Genomic DNA, 23,550 nt, shown 5'->3' with positions numbered 1-23,550 from the left:
CGCGGCAGCTTTATTGTCATCAAAACTAAAAATAACTGACATGCTTGTTAATCTGCACGAAATACCTAACTGGACGGTACCTTCGCCCTCTTATGCGCTTCCTTCTAGACGGGTGCTTTTGCAGAAAATGAAAAAAGACAGACCAAGATGTAACCTTGGTCTGTCTTATTAAAGAAATGCTATTGGCCGGCTTGTTCACGGCGCTGCAATTTTTCATTGGTTAATTTCTCAGGGGTCACATCATGACCCAGTGGGTCCACAACGGATACTGCCAACATGGTTGTCAGCACCTGACCTCGAATAGCCTGTAAATATTGTTTTCTAAGCTCCTGCTGCTCGCTTTTTTCTGCTTTCGTCAAGCCGACGCTGCTGCGTTGTTTTCGACTTAATTCATTGATGCGTCCCAAAATAGGAATCATGCAATCCACCTCACTTGTTAGTCCAATTCTCGAAAGATATTTCGAATATCTTCAAACTAACTTATTACAACTTCACGAATTTGTCCATAGGCGCGCAATCCGTTAAGACGTTTTTAGGTGATCTCGTGCACAGACCACACGATGCCATTCGTAGCACCACTGCCCAGATTCAATGTAATCGTCAGCCCGTTTGCGGCATAGAACAATCCAATTACATCTCCCGCATTCAATGCCACTTCTACCGCCAAAGTAACTGCACCGCTTCCCAGTACTGCCCGCAGTGTTAGTAGTGTAACGGCTATATTGAGTACGGGCAATAAACCACTAACCAGAGTTGTAACTGTCGGTGATGTCCTTTGGACTAGAAAGGCTGGGTTAACTCCAGCACCCAGTGATAGGGCGATCGCTGCGGTCGTTGCATAATTGATCGTCGCCACAATGGAATATCTTCCTGTCACCGGGACCGTGTAATTTCCTGTTGTTGCATTGAAGTTGGCATTACCGTAATAAGGACTCGTTGTCGTCCAGTTGGTTAACTGTGCGCTCGTTGCTGTCGAAAGTGTCGCCAGGAAGGCCGAGAATCCTTGTGTTGCAAAGTTGGGCCCGGTTGGGCCCGTAGCTCCTGTCAGCCCCGTTGCCCCAGTCGCACCTGTAGTTCCTGTTATGCCTGTTGCTCCAGTGGCACCCGTAGCTCCGGTTGCACTAGTTACACCAGTTATGCCGGTAGCTCCTGTAAGTCCGTTAGCACCAGTTGGTCCAGTCGGGCCAGTTGCACCTGTACTCCCGGCTGTTCCAGTTGCACCTGTAGATCCAGTCGCACCCGTGATGCCGGTTGTTCCTGTAACTCCTGTTGTGCCGGTACTTCCGGTGGTGCCCGTTGCACCTGTAGTTCCTGTAGTCCCAGTTACACCAGTTAGTCCTGCAGCTCCTGTTATTCCTGTTTCTCCAGTTGCTCCGGTCGCGCCTGTTATACCTGTAACTCCTGTTGAACCCGTACTTCCTGTGGCTCCTGTAAGACCAGTCGCTCCTGCAACTCCGGTTGTTCCTGTGGTACCTGTTGCTCCAGTAAGTCCGTTAGTGCCCGTAACTCCAGTTGTGCCTGTAGCTCCTGATACACCTGTGACCCCTGTAGCCCCAGTTGCTCCGGTCGCGCCAGCAATACCCGTGGTTCCGGTAATACCAGTTGAGCCCGTCTCCCCGGTGACGCCTGTTGCTCCAGTCGTACCCGTTGTACCTGTCGTGCCGGTTATGCCAGTAACTCCCGTTGTACCTGTAGTTCCTGTTGTGCCTGTTGCTCCTGTAGTTCCACTTATACCAGTAATTCCTGTGGTTCCAGTCGCACCGGTCGGGCCAGTTACACCTGTCGTGCCGGTGAATCCTGTTTCACCCGTCTCTCCTGTAATGCCCGTGGTTCCTGTTGCTCCAGTCACACCGGTAACTCCCGTAGTCCCCGTGACCCCAGTGGCTCCAGTAGCTCCTGTTGTACCGGTAACACCAGTTAAGCCAGTCGTCCCGGTTATGCCAGTGGCACCGGTTGCTCCCGTTACACCTGTCGTACCGGTAGCGCCTGTTACCCCCGTCTCTCCAGTAGCTCCAGTCGCGCCAGCAACTCCCGTGGTTCCCGTGGCTCCAGTACCACCGGTGAGTCCTGTCACACCAGTCGTTCCTGTGACCCCTGTTAGACCCGTTTCTCCTGTGACGCCAGTAGTCCCTACGGCTCCGGTCACGCCAGTGACTCCAGTTGTGCCTGTGACCCCGGTGGGTCCCGTTAGACCAGTCGTTCCGGTAACTCCTGTTTCACCAATACTTCCTGTAGCACCGGTCGCGCCAGTAGTTCCTGTTAGACCCATTTCCCCTGTGACCCCAATTACACCAGTTGTACCGGTTATACCAGTAACTCCCGTAGTCCCCGTACTTCCCGTGGCTCCTGTCGTACCCGTGACCCCAGTCGCTCCGGTCGCACCTGTAGTACCCGTAGCACCAGTTATGCCAGTCGTCCCGGTTATGCCAGTGGCACCGGTTGCTCCCGTTACACCTGTCGTTCCGGTATTGCCTGTTACACCCGTCTCTCCAGTAGCTCCAGTCACGCCCGTAATTCCAGTCGCGCCAGTTACGCCAGCAACTCCCGTAGTTCCCGTTGCTCCAGTACCACCGGTGAGTCCTGTCGCACCAGTCGTTCCTGTGACCCCTGTTAGACCCGTTTCCCCTGTGACTCCTGTTAATCCAGTCGTACCTGTGACCCCTGTTAGACCCGTCTCACCAGTTTGGCCAGTTGTGCCGGTGGCACCTGTAATTCCAGTAGCTCCAGTCACACCCGTAATGCCAGTTACGCCGGTCGTGCCGGTTATTCCTGTTTCACCAGTAATACCCATTGGACCGGTTACCCCTGTAGCACCTGTAAATCCAGTTACGCCAGTAATACCAGTCGCACCGGTTGGTCCTGCCGTGCCGGTTATGCCAGTGGCACCAGTTGGTCCCGTTACACCTGTCGTACCAGTAACGCCGGTTACACCTGTCTCACCAGTTTGGCCAGTTGTGCCGGTGGCGCCTGTAATTCCAGTAGCTCCAGTCACACCCGTAATGCCAGTTACGCCGGTCGTGCCGGTTATTCCTGTTTCTCCTGTAAATCCGGTTACGCCAGTAATCCCAGTAGCACCTGTGATCCCGGTTAGACCCGTCTCCCCAGTGAATCCAGTAAGTCCAGTTACTCCCGTAACTCCGGTTGATCCTGTCACACCAGTTGGACCAGTAATTCCAGTAGCACCAGTCGGCCCGGTTACGCCAGTTATTCCTGTGGAACCCGTACTCCCCGTTGCTCCTGTGACTCCAGTTATGCCAGTCGCACCAGTGGCTCCGGTTGGTCCTGTTGTGCCGGTAACGCCTGTTACACCCGTCTCACCAGTGGCGCCAGTTAGTCCAGTCGCACCAGTGACTCCCGTTAGACCCGTTCCCCCCGTAATGCCGGTTGTACCCGTACTTCCCGTTGCTCCTGTGACTCCAGTTATGCCAGTCACACCAGTGGCTCCGGTTGGTCCTGTTGTGCCGGTAACGCCTGTTACACCCGTCTCACCAGTGGCGCCAGTTAGTCCAGTCGCACCAGTGACTCCCGTTAGACCCGTTCCCCCCGTAATGCCGGTTGTACCCGTACTTCCTGTTACACCCGTAACACCAGTTGGTCCTGCCGTGCCGGTAAATCCTGTAGTACCTGTAACCCCAGTGAATCCAGTTACTCCCGTCTCACCAGTTTGGCCAGTCGTCCCGGTGACACCTGTAATTCCAGTAGCTCCAGTCACACCAGTTATGCCAGTTATGCCAGTTACGCCAGTAATACCAGTCGCACCGGTTGATCCCGTTACACCTGTCGTACCTGTATCGCCTGTTACACCCGTATCTCCTGTACTGCCAGTGGTTCCTGTTGCTCCACTTAATCCCGTTACGCCAGTGGCACCGGTTGGTCCCGTTACACCTGTCGCACCGGTAGCGCCTGTTACACCCGCCTCTCCAGTGGCACCGGTTGATCCCCTCGTTCCGGTAACTCCAGTAGTACCTGTAACCCCAGTTACGCCGGTCGTGCCGGTTATTCCTGTTTCACCAGTAATACCCATTGAACCAGTTGCCCCTGTAACTCCAGTAGCTCCAAACGCACCTGTTGTACCCGTAACTCCAGTTAAGCCAGTCTGGCCGGTTGTGCCAGTGGCACCGGTTGATCCCGTCGTGCCAGTAAATCCTGTAGTACCTGTAACCCCAGTGAATCCAGTTACTCCCGTCTCACCAGTTTGGCCAGTTGTGCCGGTTGGTCCTGTTTCACCAGTAATACCCGTTGAACCAGTTGCCCCTGTAGCACCTGTAAATCCAGTTACGCCAGTTATTCCAGTATCACCAGTTGGCCCCGTTACACCTGTCGTACCTGTATCGCCTGTTACCCCCGTCTCTCCTGTACTACCAGTGGTTCCTGTTGCTCCACTTAATCCCGTTACACCAGTTGGACCAGTGATTCCTGTTACACCTGTTTCCCCTGTAATGCCAGTTGTGCCCGTTACGCCAGTAGCTCCGGTTGTTCCAGTCACACCTGTGATACCCGTAGTTCCGGTTATGCCAGTGGCACCAGTTGATCCCGTCGTTCCGGTAAATCCTGTAGTACCTGACACCCCAGTGAATCCAGTTACTCCCGTCTCACCAGTTTGACCAGTAGTACCGGTGGCGCCTGTTTCACCAGAAATACCCGTTAGACCGGTTGCTCCTGTAGCACCTGTAAAACCAGTCGGTCCGGTGATGCCCGTAGTTCCCGTAACACCAGTCAGTCCAGTCGCACCTGTGATCCCGGTTAGACCCGTCTCACCAGTTTGGCCAGTAATTCCTGTTAGACCCGTTTCCCCTGTGACACCAGTTACACCAGTAACTCCGGTTGTACCCGTGCTTCCTGTTGCTCCAGTCGTACCTATGACTCCTGTTGTTCCCGTAACGCCGGTGACTCCTGTTAAACCTGTAGCACCAGTAGTTCCAGTAAATCCAGTCATACCTGTGTTGCCCGTAACGCCAGTTAAACCAGTCGGTCCTGAAACACCAGTCGCACCGGTTGTACCCGTACTTCCCGTTGGGCCGGTAAATCCAGTAATACCTGTTGTACCGGTTGGTCCTGTTTCGCCAGTGACTCCGCTTGTGCCTGTGACCCCGGTGGATCCCGTTAGACCAGTCGTGCCGGTAACTCCTGTTTCACCAGTACTTCCTGTAGCACCAGTCACGCCTGTGATGCCCGTGGGTCCTGTTACTCCAGTAAATCCTGTAACACCAGTTGGGCCAATAGTTCCTGTTAGACCCGTTTCCCCTGTGACACCAGTTACGCCAGTGGCGCCAGTCAGTCCGGTAATGCCTGTGGTACCCGTGATACCCGTAACTCCAGTTAGGCCAGTCGTGCCGGTTGGTCCTGTTGCGCCGGTGGCCCCGGTTACACCTGTTGCCCCTGTTTCTCCAGTTGAACCAGTAGCTCCGATGGGCCCCGTAATGCCGGTTGGTCCCGTATTTCCCGTCGCTCCTGTAGTTCCAGTTCCTGTAGCACCTGTACTTCCAGTAGCTCCGGTCACACCAGTGATTCCCGTAACGCCAGTTAAACCGGCTGTACCTGTTGGTCCTGTTTCACCAGTAATACCTGTTATTCCAGTGCTTCCTGTTGCCCCAGTGCTTCCTGTTGCCCCAGTGATGCCAGTAGTACCTGTCGTTCCAGTAATTCCAGTAGCACCAGTAACGCCTGTACCCCCTGTTAGGCCCGTTACTCCAGTAACTCCCGTGGTGCCCGTTATACCTGTGACTCCTGTTTCTCCTGTGACACCAGTAGTTCCTGTGGCTCCGGTCACACCTGTGGTACCCGTAACGCCAGTCAATCCTGTCGTGCCGGTTACACCGATGGGTCCCGTTAGACCAGTATTTCCAGTCGCTCCCGTCTCACCAGTTAATCCAGTTGCCCCCGTAGTGCCTGTTATTCCAGAAGTACCCGTGCTTCCTGTAACCCCAGTCTCACCCGTAATACCTGTTAGACCCGTCTCTCCAGTGACACCAGTAGCTCCGGTCACACCTGTGATTCCAGTTACTCCCGTCTCTCCGGTTACTCCGGCTGTTCCCGTAGTGCCTGTGATGCCAGTAATTCCTGTGGCACCCGTATTTCCCGTTACTCCTGAAATCCCTGATACACCAGTTGTGCCAGTGGCACCGGCTGCTCCAGTAACACCTGTACTTCCCGTGGTTCCAGTCGTACCTGTTTCTCCCGTTTCCCCAATGACACCAGTGGCTCCGGTCGCACCAGTAACTCCGGTTGTTCCTGTGCTACCTGTTTCTCCAGTAATACCAGTTGCTCCAGTCAGTCCGGTGATGCCTGTTGTTCCAGTTAAGCCAGTCGTGCCGGTGACACCAGTTGGTCCTGTGACTCCTGTTAACCCCATCTCACCAGTAAATCCAGTAGCTCCGGTTACACCCGTATTACCCGTAACGCCTGTAACTCCCGTAGTTCCCGTAGACCCGGTCTCCCCAGTGGTTCCTGTCACACCAGTCGTACCCGTACTTCCCGTTGCTCCTATCGTACCTGTAACTCCGGTAGATCCAGTCAAACCTGACTCACCGGTTGGGCCGGTCGTACCTGTAATTCCTGTTTCGCCTGTAGCCCCGGTCGTTCCCGTCACACCTGTCGCTCCTGTGGTCCCTGTTAGCCCCGCTTCTCCAGTGGCACCAGTTGCTCCGATTGCACCTGTACTGCCGGTAAACCCAGTAATACCTGTCGTACCGGTTGCTCCTGTTGAACCTGTTGAACCTGTTGCTCCAGTTGGACCGATTTCCCCTGTAATACCTGTCGTACCTGTAGTACCCGTAACGCCAGTAACTCCCGTGGTTCCAGTTTCTCCAGTTAGACCGGTTACCCCTGTAACACCTGTGAATCCAGTAATACCTGCTGTGCCGGTGCTTCCAGTAGCTCCCGTCACACCAGTGATACCTGTAACGCCAGTTGCCCCTATCGATCCTGTTTCGCCGGTGGCTCCGGTTACACCTGTTAGACCCGTTTCCCCTGTGACACCAGTTACGCCAGTTGTGCCGGTTACGCCAGTAACTCCAGTTGTACCCGTGCTTCCTGTTGCTCCAGTCGTACCTGTGACTCCTGTTGTTCCTGTAGCGCCGGTGACTCCAGTTGTGCCAGCGGGTCCTGTTAACCCTGTATCACCAGTAATTCCGGTAGCACCAGTAATTCCGGTAGCACCAGTAATTCCGGTAGCACCAGTAATTCCAGTAAATCCAGTCACACCTGTGTTGCCCGTAACGCCAGTAACTCCCGTAGATCCGGTCGCCCCGGTTGGTCCCGTTACACCTGTCGTACCTGTTACGCCTGTTACACCCGTCTCACCAGTAATACCAGTGGCGCCAATCAGTCCAGTGATGCCTGTTGTTCCAGTAGAACCAGTTAGTCCAGTCGCACCAGTTAGTCCAGTCGCACCAGTGACTCCGGTGATACCTGTTTCTCCAGTAGATCCAGTCAAACCTGTCTCACCAGTTGGGCCGGTCGTACCTGTAATCCCCGTTTCCCCAGTGGCACCCGTAATGCCGGTAAATCCAGTAATACCTGTCGTCCCGGTTACTCCAGTCGTTCCTGTTGTACCTGTAATTCCTGTGGTTCCTGTTTGACCAGTACTTCCCGTTATACCTGTTAATCCAGTCGTTCCTGTTAGCCCCGTCTCGCCAGTGACACCAGTTGCTCCTGTTGATCCCGTTGTTCCTGTTTCACCAGTAGTTCCAGTTAATCCCATCACACCAATCCCAGTTGGACCAGTTGCTCCAGTGAATCCGGTGGCCCCAGCTAATCCAGCAACTCCAGTTGAACCTGTAAATCCGGTTATACCAGTATTTCCTGTAGCACCTGTCACGCCTGTTGCACCAAATCCGGTAATTCCAGTTGCCCCAGTTGTTCCTGTGACTCCAGTTGCTCCTGTGCCAGTTGGACCTGTAAATCCGGTTGTTCCAGTTATTCCGGTGCTGCCCGTGATTCCAGTTGAACCCGTAACACCCGTAACTCCAGTTACTCCAGTTACTCCAGTCCGTCCTGTGAGACCGATTGCTCCCCTTTTGCCTGGAGACCCAGGGTCTCCGGTTGCTCCAGTTGCCCCTGTTGTTCCGGTGTATCCTCTCATTCCTCGATAACCCCGTGGGCCGCGAAGGAAAGGAATCCTGTGGCTTTTCTTTTTTTTGCACGAACATCTGTTTTTCTTACAAGATTTACTCTTCTTCTTTGGGATAGCGTGCTTTTTTAATTTTTTTGCTTTCCGTTTAACTGTGCTGATTGAGGAAATTTTGCGTTTCTTTTTTGACATACCGCTCACAAGAAAATCCCCCCTCCTTGTACACCACGTCAAATCTCCGCATTTTACAATAGTACACTCTATGCCCGGGACTAGCTTTGTGCGCCCCCTAATCAATATGCCTATGAAACCACCATAATTAGTGATCAATCAATTACTTTTCTTTAAAAAATATATTCCCCTCTACTCACCCTGTAACTCCTTAATCGTCAACGCAATTCCGTCTGCAAAAGATGTTGCCACAACTGGACCAATCTGTTCCTCATATTTCTGTCTGCTCAAGATCAGGGGTTCCTCGGTCAGATATAACATCTCTACAATTTCTTTCATAACGGGTACACCCCGTCCAATCAACGACAATCCCAATTTTCCTAACGCCATCACAGGTTTTCTTATCCCCGCAGCCTTCTGTGCCATACGCACAATCTCATAACCCGAAATGATCCCCGATCCAGGAATGTTCCAGTTCTCTCCATACGTCGTCTCCCTGCTTGCCAGCTCCACTACCATAACCGCAGCATCCGGTAAATAGATGTACTCTCTGGGAACCTTCATATTTCCGATAAAAAAAGCCATCCTGCCTTTCGCTATCGCTTCAAGCGTTGAACCCAGATAGGAAGCCTGATTAGCCGATGGGCCATAATAGTCCGGCAAACGAACGATCATCACCTGAGCTCTGCTCCATCTTGTGCTAAATAACATTTGTTCATAGGCAAGTCGTGTCTTGCCTTTGCGGGTATGTGGCTGTTTCGGGTGTTCTTCCGTTACCTCGCTCATTTGCCTCCTACCATAAGGGTAGATTCCGTCTATTACAACCACGTTTAGCCCCAAGTGATCTGCCGCCGCCATCACGGATTCGCCCAGCGGGATCAGCCTGCTCTCCATTTCGTTATACGGGACATTCGCACAATGAAACATGACATCCGTTTCCTGAGAAGCAGCGATAATATCATCCGACCGAAATGCATCTCCCACTGCGATTTGCAGGTGATCTGGAGATCCCAACTTTACCGCAAGTTGCTCCAGTTTTTGATGGGAGCGGCCAAAAGCAATCGTAGAAATGCCTCGTTTGATCAATTCCTCCGTAATCGCTGCACCTGTTCCACCTGTGGCTCCAATCACAATAGCTCTTTTCATCGTAGATCGACCTCTTTCATCCATTTAGTTATTGATCAATTACTTACATGAAAACAATATAATCCATAATTAGTGATTGATCAATAACTAAAATTCAAAAAGGGAATTCCCATCCCTCTCTATCGGTCCTTCAGCTCAGGCATATCCAGTGCAGTAGATAAATTACACAACATCCCGATCGCCAGGAAAATCATGGTTCTTTTCAGCGGTTCAGCAATACCTGCAACGGTGAAAGCTTCAAGCACCATGCTTCGTACATCACTAATGCCTTTTTGCATGGCCTGACGAATGACTTCTTCCCGGATCGTCTGTGCCTGCATCTGAAGCAAAATTTCGCTCTTGTGCGATTCCAGAATCTTATCGTAGGCTTCAATGAGATCATTCTCCAACTGATCTGGCGTCGCCGTCTCCACCACAATTCGAAACGAATCAATCACCCGTGTCCATGAGACCTCAATTGCAGTTAGTAATAAAGCTTCTTTGGTTTTGAAAAAACGAAAGATATACGGCTGTGAGATCTGTGCCCGTTCAGCCACTTGGGCTGTTGTCGCACGATAATAGCCAATTTCCGCGAACACATCGATTGCCGCAGAGATAATATCATTTCGCCGATTAACCGACGCTGCTGTATCTTTAGCCATCATTTTCCCCTTCCAACGTACAGTTATGAATTGATCAATAACCTGAAGTATATCTGATTCATGTAATCAACGCAAAACGCAATAAAGTGACACTTCATTTAACCCTTGAGCTTACTCGGATTATAGCCATACGTTTGCCTGAAACGACTGATGAATTAACTGCTGTTCACCCGTCAGGTTGAATGCAAGGACGAATCCTTGCGAAATATGAATGAGTCCATGATCTGGCTGCACCCTCTCACGAGCGAACTGAACCAGACCCAGCCGTTTCCTGATGCCATCATCGTTCGTCAGGAATTGCTCGTCAGTACACCCGGCAGTAACTTTCCCGTCCAAAACCAACAAACCCGCAGACGCTGGCTTAAGCCGCTGCAGGTTGTGGAACATGTCGATGTTCAGCAGGATTCCTTGGAAGAATTCCGCAACATCATGATCCATGGGAATGGACCGGCTATGAATTTCATTTTGAGTGAACGGAAATGGTGCCAGTTTCGAAGAGAACATGGATCGTCTGAAACAGATTCGGACGATGCGGTACAAAAGTGTCAGTTCACTGCTGTAGAAGATGATGCAATCGGGATTCCGAATCCAGCTTGGGACAACTGTTGCAATAACCATGTGAATGACTGCCGTCTCCAACCTGATAAGCCAAACAACAATATCGGCGTATCAAGACCGGCGTTCCTTGCCACTCAGGGTGATCAAAACGATTCAGCTTCATGGCAAAAGTAAATTCATTTTCATTTTCTTCGTCGAGCCATATGCATTGATCTTCCTGGATCTGTGCAAGCCGTTGATCCGTCTTCCATATTCTTTGATCATTGACCATACGTACATACAATTGTTGAACATTATGCGCAACCAGAGTCCACATGACGTTATAACTCGCTCCTGTACCGTCAGCTACCGCTCGCAGAACAGGTTCCAGATGTAGCAGCATTTTCTTCTTAAGCAAGATACTCTCTGACCTGCGCTGAACAAATTCTTCACCAACCAGAGAGATTCTCTCCAGCCGGGTCTCATATCGCATGCCACCTGCTCCATTCAATTCAAATCGCACATCATCGTCTGCCATACTAAGTGGAATGTCGTACAGACTGAATGCAGAGATCACGGCCATCACCAGCACCGAATAGCGCTTGGCAAAAAGTGTACCGACGGCCACACTCCCTTTACCGTCCAGTTGAAGCCCTTGCTGCATGGCCTGTTCATGTAATATCGAATCTCGTTTCTCTTCATCCAGCAGATCCTTCACACGGAAAGCATACTTGAAATCATCGCAGTTCGCTCGGATTGTCGTCACAAAAAAATGCTGTAATGTTGCCGACATCTCTGAATGGTTATGCCCTGGATAACGTTCCATCTATTGAATCATATCTTCAACTTCGTTAATAATCTCGCTGCGACCGATTACCCCCCAGCCCTTAAACAGCCAGAACGAGTCTGTCGTATAGACCTGATCTGTACCAACAGCCGGTACTGCCTTCCAGAGTGAGCTGGCGTTGATGTTGTTTAAATACTCATCGGCATTCGGATCAACCTCAAGAACGACGAAATTGGCATCGATATCCGCGATTTTCTCCATGGACAGGTCCTCACGTTGTTCGGCAGGTGTCACAGCAGTGGGTATGAATCCAAGATCATGATACAAGAGTGTGTTGGTTGGATGGCCTTTTTCCGCATAAATTTGCAAGGTCTTCTCTCTTACACGCAAGTAAGCCAGCTTTTTCTGATCCAGTTGTTCGATCTTCGCTGTTAGTTGTTCTGCCTGTTGTTCCACCTCAGCGATTTTCTCCTTGGCCAGATCAACCTTGTTGAATAATCCGGCAATGGTCAACAGATCCTGTGTCCAATACGTTGTGTCATCTTCATAATCCAGCCATTCGTTACCAAGTACAATCGTCGGAGCGATTTTCTCCAACTGCTCATATGTACTCTCAGCAGTTCGACTCTCAACAACGATGACATCCGGATCAATCTGCAGGATAGCCTCCAGATTGGGACTATCTGCCGACCCTACCGTTGGAACACCGGCCAGCTGATCTGCAAGATAAGGCAGGTAATCTCCCCCGTAACGAACTTCTACATTAACGCCTGCTGGTTTCTCACCAATCGTTAACATGTGATCGATGTAGGCGGCGGATAACACAACCATACGCTCTATCTTTTGCGGTACAACCGCTGTTCCTTTGAGATGTTCAATCATTTGTGTACCACTCTCTTCCACAGGTGTATCCTGTGGCTGAGGCGTTGCTTCCGTCACTTCTGCTGTCTTGCCACATGCCGCCAGAACGAGCACAAGCAAGGCCAACAGTATCATCGTTGCTGCTCTCTGTCTTACCATTTGTAGTAAATCCCCTCTACTATTTAATAATAATAATCATTATCACTATAGTAGGGAAAAGCGAACGGGCTTGCCATGGATTATTCCACGCTCTTCACTTGCACAATATCACCGCACGGTAACACCCAGTTGCTCTGCTACATATCGCATAGCCCACATACGTCCGGTTGGACCCAGCGTTTTGAAGAAAATATCTCCTGCATTATAGACACAGCCTTCTTGAACAGCCCTTAATGCCAACCATTCACTAGATTGCTGCAATTGTCGCAATTGAGCCCGCGCCTCTTCCGTCGGATCCACCATTACAAATATATGATCCGTGTCGTATAACTGCAAATCGCCAACTTTCGTCTCCACAGCCCACTGTTTTTCCGGAAAATAACGTGGCAATTGAAATCCCAGATCATCGTACAAGAGAGCGCCTGTCTGGTTATTCAATCCATACATTCGGTAGAAATGAGAGGACACCCGGATGAACATAGCACTCTGCTTCCCCCACCTCGATTGAACGCGCCCTTGAAGCACCCGGCCCAGTTCAGCATGCTGTTCAATCCAATGTACAGCCTGTTCCCTACGGCCCATAATGTCCGCCATATACAGAAGTCTCTCACCAAAATGGTTGGTGTGCTCCAGCATCGCCGTAGGTGCGATATGATGCAGGGATTCATTGGGCTCTAAACGATCACTTGTAATGATCAGGTCCGGTTGGACTCGCCTCAACCCGTCATAGTTCTGATTGAAGCTGTCCAGGATAAGTCCCTGATGACTGTGCGCTTGAAGCGCAGGAACAGCAACATGTCGGGCCACTCTCTGACCATAAGATAGTGCGGACACTGGCGTCATCCCAAGCGTTATTACGTAGTCATCCAACCCGTAATACAATGTGGCAATGCGACTCACTTTATGTTTCATATACAACGTCGGGGCGACACCTTCGTTTTTCTTGAAGACTCTGCTGAAATAGTGCTCGTCCCTATAACCTACTTGCTCCGCAATTTCCTTGATTTTATCTGAAGAAAATAACAGTTGCTTGGCCTTCGCCATACGTTGTTTCAGGATATATTCGATCGGAGTCATGTTTAATTGCCGTTTGAACGTTCTTATAAAATGATTCACACTAAGCCCTGCCATGCGGGCCATCTGATCGACTCGAATGTCTTTCATATACTGATGTGTCATGTATTCAAGTGCCTGATCCATACCTGCTACAGGTGGAGTTGCTTCTTTCGCACGAATCATCAACTGAATCAATAACTGATGTAAGAGATTCTTCCTGCGCGTCTTTTCCAGACTTGTGAAAGCGTGTTTTCCATTCACCAGGGTATCCATCATCTCCTGAATATCACGTGTGCTAGAAGGAATATGAAGCTTGCCCGTAACAGGGAAATCAAATGCCTCAGTAAGCCAAGCCTTTCGACTCCGGGTAAGTGCCACACAGGAAAATAAAATGATCTGATATCGGACAGGTGCTTCCATATCCGTCTGAAACTCCACATGCATTCCTGGCTTCAACAAAAACCACTCGTCCTGAGACACCGTATGTACAACGTTATCCATAGACAGAGATCCCTTGCCAGCAATGACCCTGCAAATAGCGAACCTTTTCCAGATCCGACGCTGAACAGCCCCCGGATTGCTAGAGTAATGGCAGACGTGGACAGCAGTGAAATAGAGTTGCTCCAGTCGTTTTATCCAATCATTTTCTTTCATGCTGACGTCCCTTCCCTGTTCGAATCGAATCCTATAATCGCCTGATTACACTCTATTTTTTAGCTCCCAATAGTAAATTCTTTATACTATCCAACTGCAACTCCAGTGAATAAGGGTCTTCCATGACGAACTCATCCTCTGTACCATCCAAGGAACCATAGGCGTAGACTTGTCCTTTCTGCACAGCAGGCAGACGTTTCCACACCTCGCTGTTCAGGATCTCTTTGGCGTCTTCACTACCCGAACCATATAAGAAGATATGATCTCCCATATACTCAGGCAGTACTTCAAGGGAGATCGTCTCGAATCCATCCTTCATATCGAGTGCTTGCTGAGTTGGAGGCAGTTTCAGCATCTCATAGATCGTGGAACTACCATAGTTCCCACCTTCTGCACCAAGTACATACAACGCTTTGTATCCTATTTGTATGATGGATACGGTCTCGCCTTCTTTAATCACACCATCAATCTGCTGCTTAGTGTCTTCGATATTCCCTTCATATGTCGTGATCCATTGCTCTGCTTCCTTCTCTTTTCCAAAAACACCAGCAATCCGGCGTAGCTTTTCCAGTGGGCCAGAAGTTTTATCGCCTTCCCAATAAGGTAAAAAGACGGTCGTTGCAATTTTTTCGTAATCCTCAATATTTTTATCGATGGAACCGATGATGAGATCCGGCTCAAGTGACACTAATTTCTCCAGATTCATTGGGAACTCTCCTCCCAAATCCTCAATACCCGCTATAACATCAGCAGCAATGCCAGACTTTTCAATCCATCCTTCGTTCAGCATAAACGTTCTTACACCAACCGGTACAATGCCCAATTTCAACAGGTACCCCATATATTGATCTGAAGCAACACGCTGCGGATTAGCCGGTATCACCACATCTCCTCTTAATGTAGAAACCGTTCTCGTCTCTGGTTGTGCAGTCGATTTTCCTGCCTCCGCTGCTTGGTTACCCGCTTGTGTAGTAGCCGCATTCGTTTCTGTTTGTGTACCACTTGCAGACGGTGCAGGACTGGAACAGGCGGCGAGTAATAGCGTGAGACACAGCATCATGCTTAGTGCTGTCATTTTGAATTTTCCTTGCATCAGTAATTCCCCTCCAACATTCTTTTGATATTGATAATCAATATCATTATATAGAGAGAAATGTAGCGGATGAAGGGCATTTTCTTGCATCACACTGGGCAAATCTTGCTTATGGTTCAATGCCAATGCCTTTTTCGGCTTATTAAACTGTGGGCTTAGTCCTTTTTTGTAACGAATTGGAGAGAGTCCTTTGATTTTTTTGAAGCTGCGACTCAGTGAATGTGCATCCGGATAGCCCACCTGCTCTGCAATCTGTTGCAACGTAGCATTCGTATGGACCAGAAGATGTGCAGCTCTCTCCATTCGAATCTGTCCAAGATATTGAATGGGACTGATGTTCAACTTTTGTTTGAACAATCTGGACAAGTGTCCCACACTGCATTCCAATGCTTCAGCCATTACATCAAGAGCTATAGGTTCATGCAGATGAGCATTCATAAATTCAATCGCCTGTGTGACCGTATCCGGTTTATATGGCTGAATGGATTGTCCATGTAAGTCTGCCAACAAAAAATATACCCATTGATAAAATAAGGTTTTAGCATGTAACTTTGCGAGTTTCGTGGACTGTTCCCACTCCCGTTTCAATTCCTCCATACATTGATACATGTCCAGCGGACGGGTTGGTACAAGTGCATATTGGTCCTGGAACGGACGTTCATGGTCCATCAGATGCTGAATCTCCATACCACAGGGCAACGCCAGAATGGCTTTGTACAAAATCATATAATACGCCACGCCCGAATCCGTCTCCATGTTTAAGTACGCCTGCTTGCCCCCATGAACAATGTGGAATCCATCCACGATATATCTGTGTTGATCCATTTGTATCCGTGCACTTCCATCGATGATATATAGATAGGTGCTCGCTGGCAGTTGATAATTCTTCAACTTCTCGCCAGGATGCAAAGCGTTTTGGCGAACATCCAGTATTTTGACAAAAACATGGTTCCACAGCCTGATGTGATCATTCAAATTCATATCCTTTATACTTACCCTCCCGTCCAAATACATCTTTATGCCTTCTCAGCTGTTGTATGAACTGCCTGTTACGTTCGCTCGTTATGTACATTTCCTTTTATTATAGACCAATTGATAATAATTCTCAATAACTTAAGCAATCGATATAAACTCATGCAGATGGACATCCTATACAGACGACAATGCTTATGTACTGGGATAATACAGGTATAATCATCCTCTTCTTCTGAACCTGTTGCAAAATGATAAAAGGCATGATATATTAATTGAGCCATCAATGATTGAGGCATCAAATATTGATACATCAATGATCGAGAGCATTCAAATAATCATTAGACAATGGCATTGTATACTGCAACTATAATTATTGGTTAACATACGCCGTTGTTCATGATTCAGATTCACCCGGGAGGTCTAGTCATGACACGTATTGTTTCCAAAGAAGAACAGATCATCAACCTGCTGAACGTGCTGGGCAACAAAATCAGTCCCAAGTTCGAACGCTGTACGGGTATCAGTTCCTCTCGCTTTGAAATTCTGCATGAGCTGGATCAGGTCGATGAGATTAACCAATCCATGCTGCAGAAAATCATTAACATTGATAGTGCTGCGATTACACGCCACTTGAAACAGCTTGAGGCGGACCTGATGGTTACCAGACGCAAGAACCCCGAAGATAATCGGGTAACTTTTGTTCGTCTGACGGATCACGGTCGGAAGCAGATTGAAGGCTACAAAGCAGAGAAGACCAATTTCATCAACCAAATTTTGCAGGATTTCAGTGAAGACGAAGTTCAGGCTCTCGCCGATTACCTGGAACGTATGCAGAATAATTTTTAAACCTATATATAGAGGAGAGATTTATCCATGAGTACAATTGAAAGCAAATTCCAAAAAACCAATGATTTTAACGAAATTACTTACGGTCGTCGTTCTGTTAAGCTTTACGATCCTGAGGTAAAAATCAGTCGTGAAGAAATGACAGAAATTCTGGCAGAAGCTTCACGTGCACCTTCTTCCGTTAATATGCAACCTTGGCGTTTTCTTGTTGTAGATACAGCTGAAGGCAAAGAAAAACTCGCGCCTCTTGCTAAATTCAATCAAAATCAAGTATTGACTTCAGCAGCTGTCGTTGGCGTATTTATTGACATGAATAATGCTGAATATCTGGAAGAGATCTTCAGCAAAGCGGTAGAACATGGTTTCATGCCACAAGAAGTTAAAGACGCACAAGTTCAATTTGTTAAACCTTACTATGACAACATGCCTGCTGCCGATCTTCGCGACGTTAACCTGATTGATGCAGGTCTTGCTTCCATGCAATTGATGCTTGCTGCACGTGCTCATGGTTATGACACGAACCCAATCGGTGGTTACGAAAAAGATCAAATTGCTGAAGCATTCGGCATGGACAAAGAGCGTTATCAACCGGTTATGTTGATCTCGATCGGTAAATCGGCTAAAGAAGGCCACCCTTCCTACCGTCTGCCCGTAGATACAATCACAACTTGGGCATAATATCAGGGACGTTTTCCCTGTAAGTCATGATTAAATTGCTCAATAAGCTTACATTCTTAACACAATCCAACAAACACAATATGGAGGTTATACACTATGATTATCATTCACGCGCATCTGCAAGTTAAACCGGACCAAGAGCAAGCATTCCTCGCATCTGCGAAAGAACTGATTGCTGCAACACGTCAAGAAGAAGGCAACATCAGCTATGATCTGGCGAAGAGCACAGAACAAGAACAAAAATACACGATGATCGAGCTGTGGAAAGATGAAGCTGCTACAGCTTCCCACAACACAAGCGCGCATTTCCAAGCTTTTGTACAACAAGCAGCAGCATTCATGGCCGCTCCAATGAACGTTGAAGTATTTGCTGGAGAACAAGTGAAAGCTTAATCGCTCATTGACTGGCATGCGTAGTTGGCATGTGAAGAAGCCGCTCTTGGTCATATGACCGAGGGCGGCTTTTTTAGTTTTCTTTTGAAAATACGTCCACTTCAGATCCGCATTACTTGGTGTACAAATCTTTCATTAATTCGCGATTTTTCTGAGTAAACAAATCATTGTGCGAGGAGACCATCCCGTGTGCATTCGCATCAGGTGCCACATGCAACTTCGCTCGATTCACAGCATTGGCTGCGTCCTGGAACGCTCCGGCAATCAGATGAAGCTTTCCTTCATGATGCAAAATATCACCCGCGGCATAGATGCCCGGTACGGATGTCTCGCTGACCGGCGTTCCTGCAATCCAATGATCCTTCATATCAATCTGAATATGACTGTTGACCAGCAATTCCTTATCACGCTCATAGCCATAGTTAATGATGACCTCATCCACTGCCAGCTCAAGTGCTGCGCCATCCTCATTGCGTTTCAACACAACCGTCTCAATCTGTTGATGATCATCTGTAGCGACCAACTTCTCGATCGTTGTATTAAGCAGGCACTCGACCGAACTGTTGCAAAGACGAGATATTTCAGCTTCATGCCCCTTCAGTGTATCTTTCCGATACGTCAGATAGACTTGTTTGGCAATAAGTGCGAGTTCATTCGCCCAATCAATCGCCGCATTCCCTCCACCGGAAATGAGAACCGTTTTGTCTTTAAAGCGGGAGAGTGATTTGACGGTGTAATGTAGATTGGACACTTCAAAACGTTCTGCTCCTTCAATCTCCAGTTTGATTGGTTTCAAGATTCCTCCGCCGATAGCCAAGATCACGGTTTTGGAGTAATGCACCTCTGTGGAGGCTGTGTGCAATGTAAAATACCCCTGTTCATCTTTGGATATGGACGTGACCTTTTCTCCAAGAACTACCTCTGGCTGAAATGTCAGTCCCTGATTGACGATCTGTTCGATTAACTGGGCACCGGGAACAGGTTGTAACCCGCCCACATCCCAGATCATCTTTTCAGGATAAACATGTACCTTCCCGCCCAGATAAGGTTGGAATTCAATAATTTTCGTTTTCATCTCACGCAGCCCACTATAAAAAGCCGAAAATAAACCAGCGGGTCCTCCACCGATAATGGTTACATCAAATACTTCACGCTCGTTCATCCTGTATGCCCTCATTTCTAAATATGTTCTGCCCAATGATGGGCCGGTTCACGTATTTGAAACATATATTAATAATGATTCTCATTATCATTAAATATGATAGCAAGGATGAGCGCTCATGCGAATACACAAATCACGAATTCCATATGTATTATTGTCTAATTTAATTCAAGTACATGTTGGAATTAGTTTTAATGCCTTTCTAACTGATCCGCATATGCTGAGGGAGATACACCGAATTTATTTTTAAACACTCTGCTGAAATATAACGGATTAGGATACCCTACACTGATGGCTACATCACGGATAAGAAAATTCCCCGATTTCAACAGATCCCTTGCCTTCTCCATACGATGATGGATGACATAATCAATGGGTCGCAATCCCGTGTACTTATGAAAAAAATAGGAAAACTGTTTGGAATTCATTCCATGTGTCTCTGCTAACTCGTCCAGTGTCAGTGGATTCATGTAATTGACATTAATGTAGGACAGAGCTTCCTCAATGACCTGTTCACTCGGAGAAGTTACACTTTCCCGCTGCCTGTACCCCATCAGAACCTCGACCAGGATACTCAGAAATAGTTGCTTCACTCGAAGCTTTTCCATCCCCCCAGAATGATAAGCATGTTCTTGCAGCATCGCCAATAATTCTACGATCCTCGGATTGACTGCCTGATCCATTTTGAAATGCACATCTAATGCATTTTGGACGTCTTGTTCTTTTGCATCATCCATCTTGTCCGCCCCATAGAATACAGCGTAGTATTCATACTCGGTTTCGCTAATCACTCGGGAATCCATCTTCATGCCAGGAGCCGCATGAAACACTGACCCGGATTGTAGTTCGTATATCGTTCCATTGACCGTCATTCGTGCTTCTCCACGCATTACAAAAAGAAACCCGTACTTCAGAGTTTTAAATTCACGCAGTATACTTCTGGGCTGGATCACCAATCGGTTGACCTCATGTATCTCATAATGACTGCTTGCAAATGTGTTGGCTAGTTGATCTACATCAATCATGGCGTGTACCTGCTCTCTATATCAATGACTTGATTTCATTTTTGGTTTTGGCATTTATACTAACATACATAGCAAAAAACACGCCAATTAAGGCGTGTTTCTTCACTCATTGAACAGGTTACAATGGATTATACTCTCCGAGCCGGCGTGATGCTTTGCGGATTGTTAAACACATTTTTCGGGTCATACTTGGCTTTGACTCTCCGCAGTCTGGCATAGTTGGCTCCATAGTACACTGGACCGGAATTCTTGATCCCTTGGTCTGGAACGTTGATATAGGAACCCACAATGTATGGTTGCAATTTCTTGCGAGTATTACGAGCGAGTGCAATATTTTTGGCGCCATGGGATGGTTTGAGCCACGTACTGGTCCATTCCACATAGAACTTCTCTTTGCGCCAGAAGAACGCGGTAGATCTAGGTGATTTGCGACTTACCGCTCCGCCCCAGTTGAGGAAATAGAACCCGCCTGGTCCCTCTTCCAAGTTCTCCAAAAATGCGCGCATCGATTTGATGGCTTTGTCAGGGAATGGTTTCTGTCCAAAACCGGACGAGAACTGGTTACTGTACCTTTGAGTCTCAATTGGATCAGGAAGCAATAAGAACTTTACCACTTCCGTGTAAGGTAACAAACGAACAACGGAGCTCGTCGGTTTGCCAACACTCGTAATTGGCCGTAATAAACGGAGAGCCTCTGTTTTAGAGCCTAAGAACAACCCTTCCATAAGGACGTTGCCACCCTTTTTCGGTCCGATGGACAACTCGCTGCCCAGTCTCGTATCAACTGAGGGAGCCCACCTCTGCCATACTTTAAGTACCTCTTCGAATTGAGACCATGGCCAGGTGATTTTAAATACAGTAGCCTTCGCTGGAGCACGGCGCACTTTGAATTTGTAACGAGTGTATACTCCGAAGTTACCACCGCCTCCTCCCCTCGAGGCCCAAAAGAGATCTGAATTACGATTTTTATTGGCCCGAATCACTTTTCCGTTGGCATCCACCATCTCTACCTCAAGCAAGTTATCACTGATAAGACCGATGGTACGCTGGAGAGGCCCAATTCCCCCACCTAATGTAATTCCACCGATCCCTACGGTAGGGCTATCACCAAAAGGAGCTATGAATCCTTGCTTGGCAAGGGTATTCGCAATTCTTCCCACTCGATTACCCGTCCCCACAACAACGGTTCCATTTTTCTTATCAAGCTTAATGGAATTCAGATCACTCACATCAATCACAATTCCGCCGTTAACCTGTGAAAGATTGACCTCAAGCGCATGTCTGCCACTACGCGGCCTGATCGGTACATTGTTTTCACGCGCCCATTTGATGGCATTGGAGACGTCTTTCGTTTTTTGAGCAAATACAAAGACTTTAGGATATTTGTCGGTATGCGGGTCCCAGTTCTTGCGCGCCGCTTCATATCCCGGATCTCCTTTATAAATAACCCGTCCGGTAAGCTTTGTTGATGATTTCACACGTCCCACTCCCTATTGAACAAATGTTCTACAGTATTGCAACACAAGGCACTTTATACTGTATGAAGGGCATTCGCGGAGGGAATGGGCGAATGTATAAAAATAATCTGACCTGCTAAAAATTGAATCGAGGATGACCCGAAACCGTGTATCTATCGTATCCTTCCAGTTGAAGCAACTTTTCTTTCATCTTTAATCCGCCACTATAACCAGTCAATGTTCCGTTTTTGCCGATGACACGGTGGCATGGAATGACTATGGGAATCGGATTCGCTCCATTGGCGCTGCCCACCGCACGGATGGCTTTGGGATGATCGATCATCTTCGCAATCTCCAAATAACTGCGAATCTCACCATATGGAATCGTCATTAACGCTTGCCACACTGATATCTGAAATTTCGTCCCCTGTAGATCAAGAGGAATATCGAATGCCTTACTTTTCCCCTCACAATACCATTGCAACTGTTCCACATATGGAGAAAGCCTGTTCTGATCTTCAACTAGATTTGCATGGACAAACTTCTTGACGACCCATTCCTTCATATTCATATGGGTATCATCCGGCATAGATATCAGGCATAATCCTCGCTCCGTTGCAGCTACATTCACTGGCAAGTCGTTGAACAGAGTATGTGTAAAGGTTGTCCAGTAAATTTCAGTATGCATTGACTTCATTCTCTTACCACCCGGTAGCTATTGGAGCTGTACCTGTATGCGTCGGAAATAATGGCAGCACTTCCTCTGCCAACTCCTGGATCACCTCGGCGGGTGGCCGACTCGAAAATTGAATACCAAGTGCAGCATGATTAACGCCGACTGCTCGCCATTCCTCCAAAAGCTGAATGAGACCTGCCCGTCCTGTACGTAATATGTACCCGCCACGAAGTGGTGTTCGAGGATAATTGACATCTTCTACAAGATCAATCCATTCGTTCGTCATATGCGGCTTGAACATTCCATTAGGTATTTTTTCACGCCATGCATTGATCTTATGTCCAAGCATGCGGGGACCGGAGTCATTAGCCGTCGCTTCGGGATAGGTGAGCCAACCATCACTGTGCTCTGCGATCCAATCCAAGGATTGCCTGCTTGAACCTGTCACAACAAGTGGTATACCACCTGTTGCAGGCTTAGGTAACAAATCAAGCCCACTCATTTGACCCAGCGATGATTGAATGGTGGGACTGTTATGCTGAATCAGCTCACGAAAGAATTTTACGGTATCTCGAAAACGTTCATCCCGATGATCCACATGTAATCCATATGCCGGAAACTCAGCAGGGCGATCACCTGATGCAATGCCTAGTACAAGTCGTCCGCCCGAAAGTACATCAATGGAAGCGGCTGCCTTGGCTAAATCAATCGGATGGCGAAGCGTGAAAATGGCACTTCCTGTTACCAAGGATACGTTTTTGGTCCTTGCAGCAAGGTAGGCAAGATAAACAAATGGATCGAATACCTGCCCGGCATCTCGGAATCCAGGATCAAATAGCGGAACATCACGCACCCACACGGATGCAAAATGTTGTTGATCGATTATATCCACCAGGTCAGCCTGACCCTTCAGAACATCCATGTTACCTGTATAAAATCTAAGCGGTAGAAATAGGCCTATTGTCAATTGATCAGGGGCAAACATACGCCGGAAACCGGGATGATTATGAAATCCACCCACATTCAGTGCGGATTGTTGACCTCTCTCCATTTGTCCAATGGAGTCTGTTTTTTTATCCAATTCAAGTCTCCTCCTAAAGCAATGGTGATCCCCGTCATGGAGTGCTGTTCCCACCCAGACAGGACGTGATATAATTGTAAT

General features: G+C 48.2%; 17 protein-coding genes. 3 read left to right on the top strand and 14 right to left on the bottom strand.

The genetic code is table 11. From position 1 onward, the window contains the following. Window positions 1–179 precede the first annotated feature (179 nt). From PAHA3_RS04075 to PAHA3_RS04035, 9 genes are all read right to left on the bottom strand, one after another. Entirely contained in the window at window positions 180–419 is a 240-nt protein-coding gene (locus PAHA3_RS04075; protein ID WP_047842338.1) for a DUF896 domain-containing protein, read from the bottom strand. Window positions 420–532: 113 nt separating this feature from the next. Then, window positions 533–8,083, bottom strand: coding sequence for a beta strand repeat-containing protein (locus tag PAHA3_RS04070; protein ID WP_062833580.1), 7,551 nt, complete (start codon window positions 8,081–8,083; stop codon window positions 533–535). Between the two features lie 351 nt (window positions 8,084–8,434). Next, window positions 8,435–9,388 carry an SDR family NAD(P)-dependent oxidoreductase gene (locus PAHA3_RS04065; RefSeq protein ID WP_062833579.1) on the bottom strand — a complete coding sequence of 318 codons (954 nt, stop codon included), beginning with the start codon at window positions 9,386–9,388 and terminating at the stop codon, window positions 8,435–8,437. A gap of 119 nt (window positions 9,389–9,507) precedes the next feature. Then, window positions 9,508–10,029, bottom strand: coding sequence for a TetR/AcrR family transcriptional regulator (locus PAHA3_RS04060; RefSeq protein WP_062833578.1), 522 nt, complete (start codon window positions 10,027–10,029; stop codon window positions 9,508–9,510). 120 nt (window positions 10,030–10,149) lie between these two features. After that, window positions 10,150–10,467 carry a hypothetical protein gene (locus PAHA3_RS04055; protein WP_153028172.1) on the bottom strand — a complete coding sequence of 106 codons (318 nt, stop codon included), beginning with the start codon at window positions 10,465–10,467 and terminating at the stop codon, window positions 10,150–10,152. A gap of 112 nt (window positions 10,468–10,579) precedes the next feature. Then, window positions 10,580–11,392 carry a (2Fe-2S)-binding protein gene (locus tag PAHA3_RS04050; RefSeq protein WP_062833576.1) on the bottom strand — a complete coding sequence of 271 codons (813 nt, stop codon included), beginning with the start codon at window positions 11,390–11,392 and terminating at the stop codon, window positions 10,580–10,582. After that, the gene (locus tag PAHA3_RS04045) at window positions 11,393–12,373 is read right to left on the bottom strand and encodes an ABC transporter substrate-binding protein (protein ID WP_062833575.1); all 981 of its coding nucleotides are present in this window, start codon (window positions 12,371–12,373) and stop codon (window positions 11,393–11,395) included. 108 nt (window positions 12,374–12,481) lie between these two features. Next, window positions 12,482–14,083, bottom strand: coding sequence for an AraC family transcriptional regulator (locus PAHA3_RS04040; RefSeq protein ID WP_082762711.1), 1,602 nt, complete (start codon window positions 14,081–14,083; stop codon window positions 12,482–12,484). Window positions 14,084–14,135: 52 nt separating this feature from the next. Next, on the bottom strand, window positions 14,136–16,157 hold the full coding sequence (locus PAHA3_RS04035) for an AraC family transcriptional regulator (protein WP_062835968.1): 2,022 nt from the start codon (window positions 16,155–16,157) through the stop codon (window positions 14,136–14,138). 420 nt (window positions 16,158–16,577) lie between these two features. Here PAHA3_RS04035 and PAHA3_RS04030 point away from each other — a divergent pair, with 420 nt between their 5' ends. The 3 genes from PAHA3_RS04030 (at window position 16,578) to PAHA3_RS04020 (ending at window position 18,068) form a co-directional block, all read left to right on the top strand. Next, window positions 16,578–16,997, top strand: coding sequence for a MarR family winged helix-turn-helix transcriptional regulator (locus PAHA3_RS04030; protein ID WP_062833573.1), 420 nt, complete (start codon window positions 16,578–16,580; stop codon window positions 16,995–16,997). 27 nt (window positions 16,998–17,024) lie between these two features. After that, on the top strand, window positions 17,025–17,675 hold the full coding sequence (locus PAHA3_RS04025; protein WP_062833572.1) for a nitroreductase family protein: 651 nt from the start codon (window positions 17,025–17,027) through the stop codon (window positions 17,673–17,675). A gap of 96 nt (window positions 17,676–17,771) precedes the next feature. Beyond that, window positions 17,772–18,068, top strand: coding sequence for a putative quinol monooxygenase (locus PAHA3_RS04020; protein ID WP_062833571.1), 297 nt, complete (start codon window positions 17,772–17,774; stop codon window positions 18,066–18,068). 112 nt (window positions 18,069–18,180) lie between these two features. Here PAHA3_RS04020 and PAHA3_RS04015 read toward each other — a convergent pair whose 3' ends face one another. The 5 genes from PAHA3_RS04015 to PAHA3_RS03995 all read right to left on the bottom strand — a co-directional run bounded on the left by PAHA3_RS04015 (window position 18,181) and on the right by PAHA3_RS03995 (window position 23,469). Continuing rightward, entirely contained in the window at window positions 18,181–19,230 is a 1,050-nt protein-coding gene (locus tag PAHA3_RS04015) for an NAD(P)/FAD-dependent oxidoreductase (RefSeq protein WP_062833570.1), read from the bottom strand. 191 nt (window positions 19,231–19,421) lie between these two features. Continuing rightward, window positions 19,422–20,255 (bottom strand): AraC family transcriptional regulator, encoded by an 834-nt coding sequence (locus PAHA3_RS04010; RefSeq protein WP_062833569.1) that lies wholly within the window; start codon window positions 20,253–20,255, stop codon window positions 19,422–19,424. A 128-nt stretch (window positions 20,256–20,383) separates the two neighbouring features. Further along, entirely contained in the window at window positions 20,384–21,733 is a 1,350-nt protein-coding gene (locus PAHA3_RS04005; protein WP_062833568.1) for an FAD-binding oxidoreductase, read from the bottom strand. 115 nt (window positions 21,734–21,848) lie between these two features. Then, complete coding sequence (locus PAHA3_RS04000; RefSeq protein ID WP_062833567.1) at window positions 21,849–22,409, bottom strand: methylated-DNA--[protein]-cysteine S-methyltransferase; 561 nt, start codon at window positions 22,407–22,409, stop codon at window positions 21,849–21,851. A gap of 4 nt (window positions 22,410–22,413) precedes the next feature. Continuing rightward, window positions 22,414–23,469 (bottom strand): LLM class oxidoreductase, encoded by a 1,056-nt coding sequence (locus PAHA3_RS03995; protein ID WP_082762710.1) that lies wholly within the window; start codon window positions 23,467–23,469, stop codon window positions 22,414–22,416. Window positions 23,470–23,550: the final 81 nt, after the last annotated feature.

It is taken from the genome of Paenibacillus amylolyticus, assembly GCF_001570725.1.
Lineage (GTDB): Bacteria > Bacillota > Bacilli > Paenibacillales > Paenibacillaceae > Paenibacillus > Paenibacillus amylolyticus_A.
This window is presented reverse-complemented; position numbering and strand designations above follow the sequence as displayed.

Coding starts and splice junctions, on each gene's coding strand:
- PAHA3_RS04075 (WP_047842338.1), bottom strand. CDS start 419: ATGATTCCTATTTTGGGACGCATCAATGAATTAAGTCGAAAACAACGC.
- PAHA3_RS04070 (WP_062833580.1), bottom strand. CDS start 8,083: ATGAGAGGATACACCGGAACAACAGGGGCAACTGGAGCAACCGGAGAC.
- PAHA3_RS04065 (WP_062833579.1), bottom strand. CDS start 9,388: ATGAAAAGAGCTATTGTGATTGGAGCCACAGGTGGAACAGGTGCAGCG.
- PAHA3_RS04060 (WP_062833578.1), bottom strand. CDS start 10,029: ATGGCTAAAGATACAGCAGCGTCGGTTAATCGGCGAAATGATATTATC.
- PAHA3_RS04055 (WP_153028172.1), bottom strand. CDS start 10,467: ATGGATCATGATGTTGCGGAATTCTTCCAAGGAATCCTGCTGAACATC.
- PAHA3_RS04050 (WP_062833576.1), bottom strand. CDS start 11,392: ATGGAACGTTATCCAGGGCATAACCATTCAGAGATGTCGGCAACATTA.
- PAHA3_RS04045 (WP_062833575.1), bottom strand. CDS start 12,373: ATGGTAAGACAGAGAGCAGCAACGATGATACTGTTGGCCTTGCTTGTG.
- PAHA3_RS04040 (WP_082762711.1), bottom strand. CDS start 14,083: ATGAAAGAAAATGATTGGATAAAACGACTGGAGCAACTCTATTTCACT.
- PAHA3_RS04035 (WP_062835968.1), bottom strand. CDS start 16,157: ATGAATTTGAATGATCACATCAGGCTGTGGAACCATGTTTTTGTCAAA.
- PAHA3_RS04030 (WP_062833573.1), top strand. CDS start 16,578: ATGACACGTATTGTTTCCAAAGAAGAACAGATCATCAACCTGCTGAAC.
- PAHA3_RS04025 (WP_062833572.1), top strand. CDS start 17,025: ATGAGTACAATTGAAAGCAAATTCCAAAAAACCAATGATTTTAACGAA.
- PAHA3_RS04020 (WP_062833571.1), top strand. CDS start 17,772: ATGATTATCATTCACGCGCATCTGCAAGTTAAACCGGACCAAGAGCAA.
- PAHA3_RS04015 (WP_062833570.1), bottom strand. CDS start 19,230: ATGAACGAGCGTGAAGTATTTGATGTAACCATTATCGGTGGAGGACCC.
- PAHA3_RS04010 (WP_062833569.1), bottom strand. CDS start 20,255: ATGATTGATGTAGATCAACTAGCCAACACATTTGCAAGCAGTCATTAT.
- PAHA3_RS04000 (WP_062833567.1), bottom strand. CDS start 22,409: ATGAAGTCAATGCATACTGAAATTTACTGGACAACCTTTACACATACT.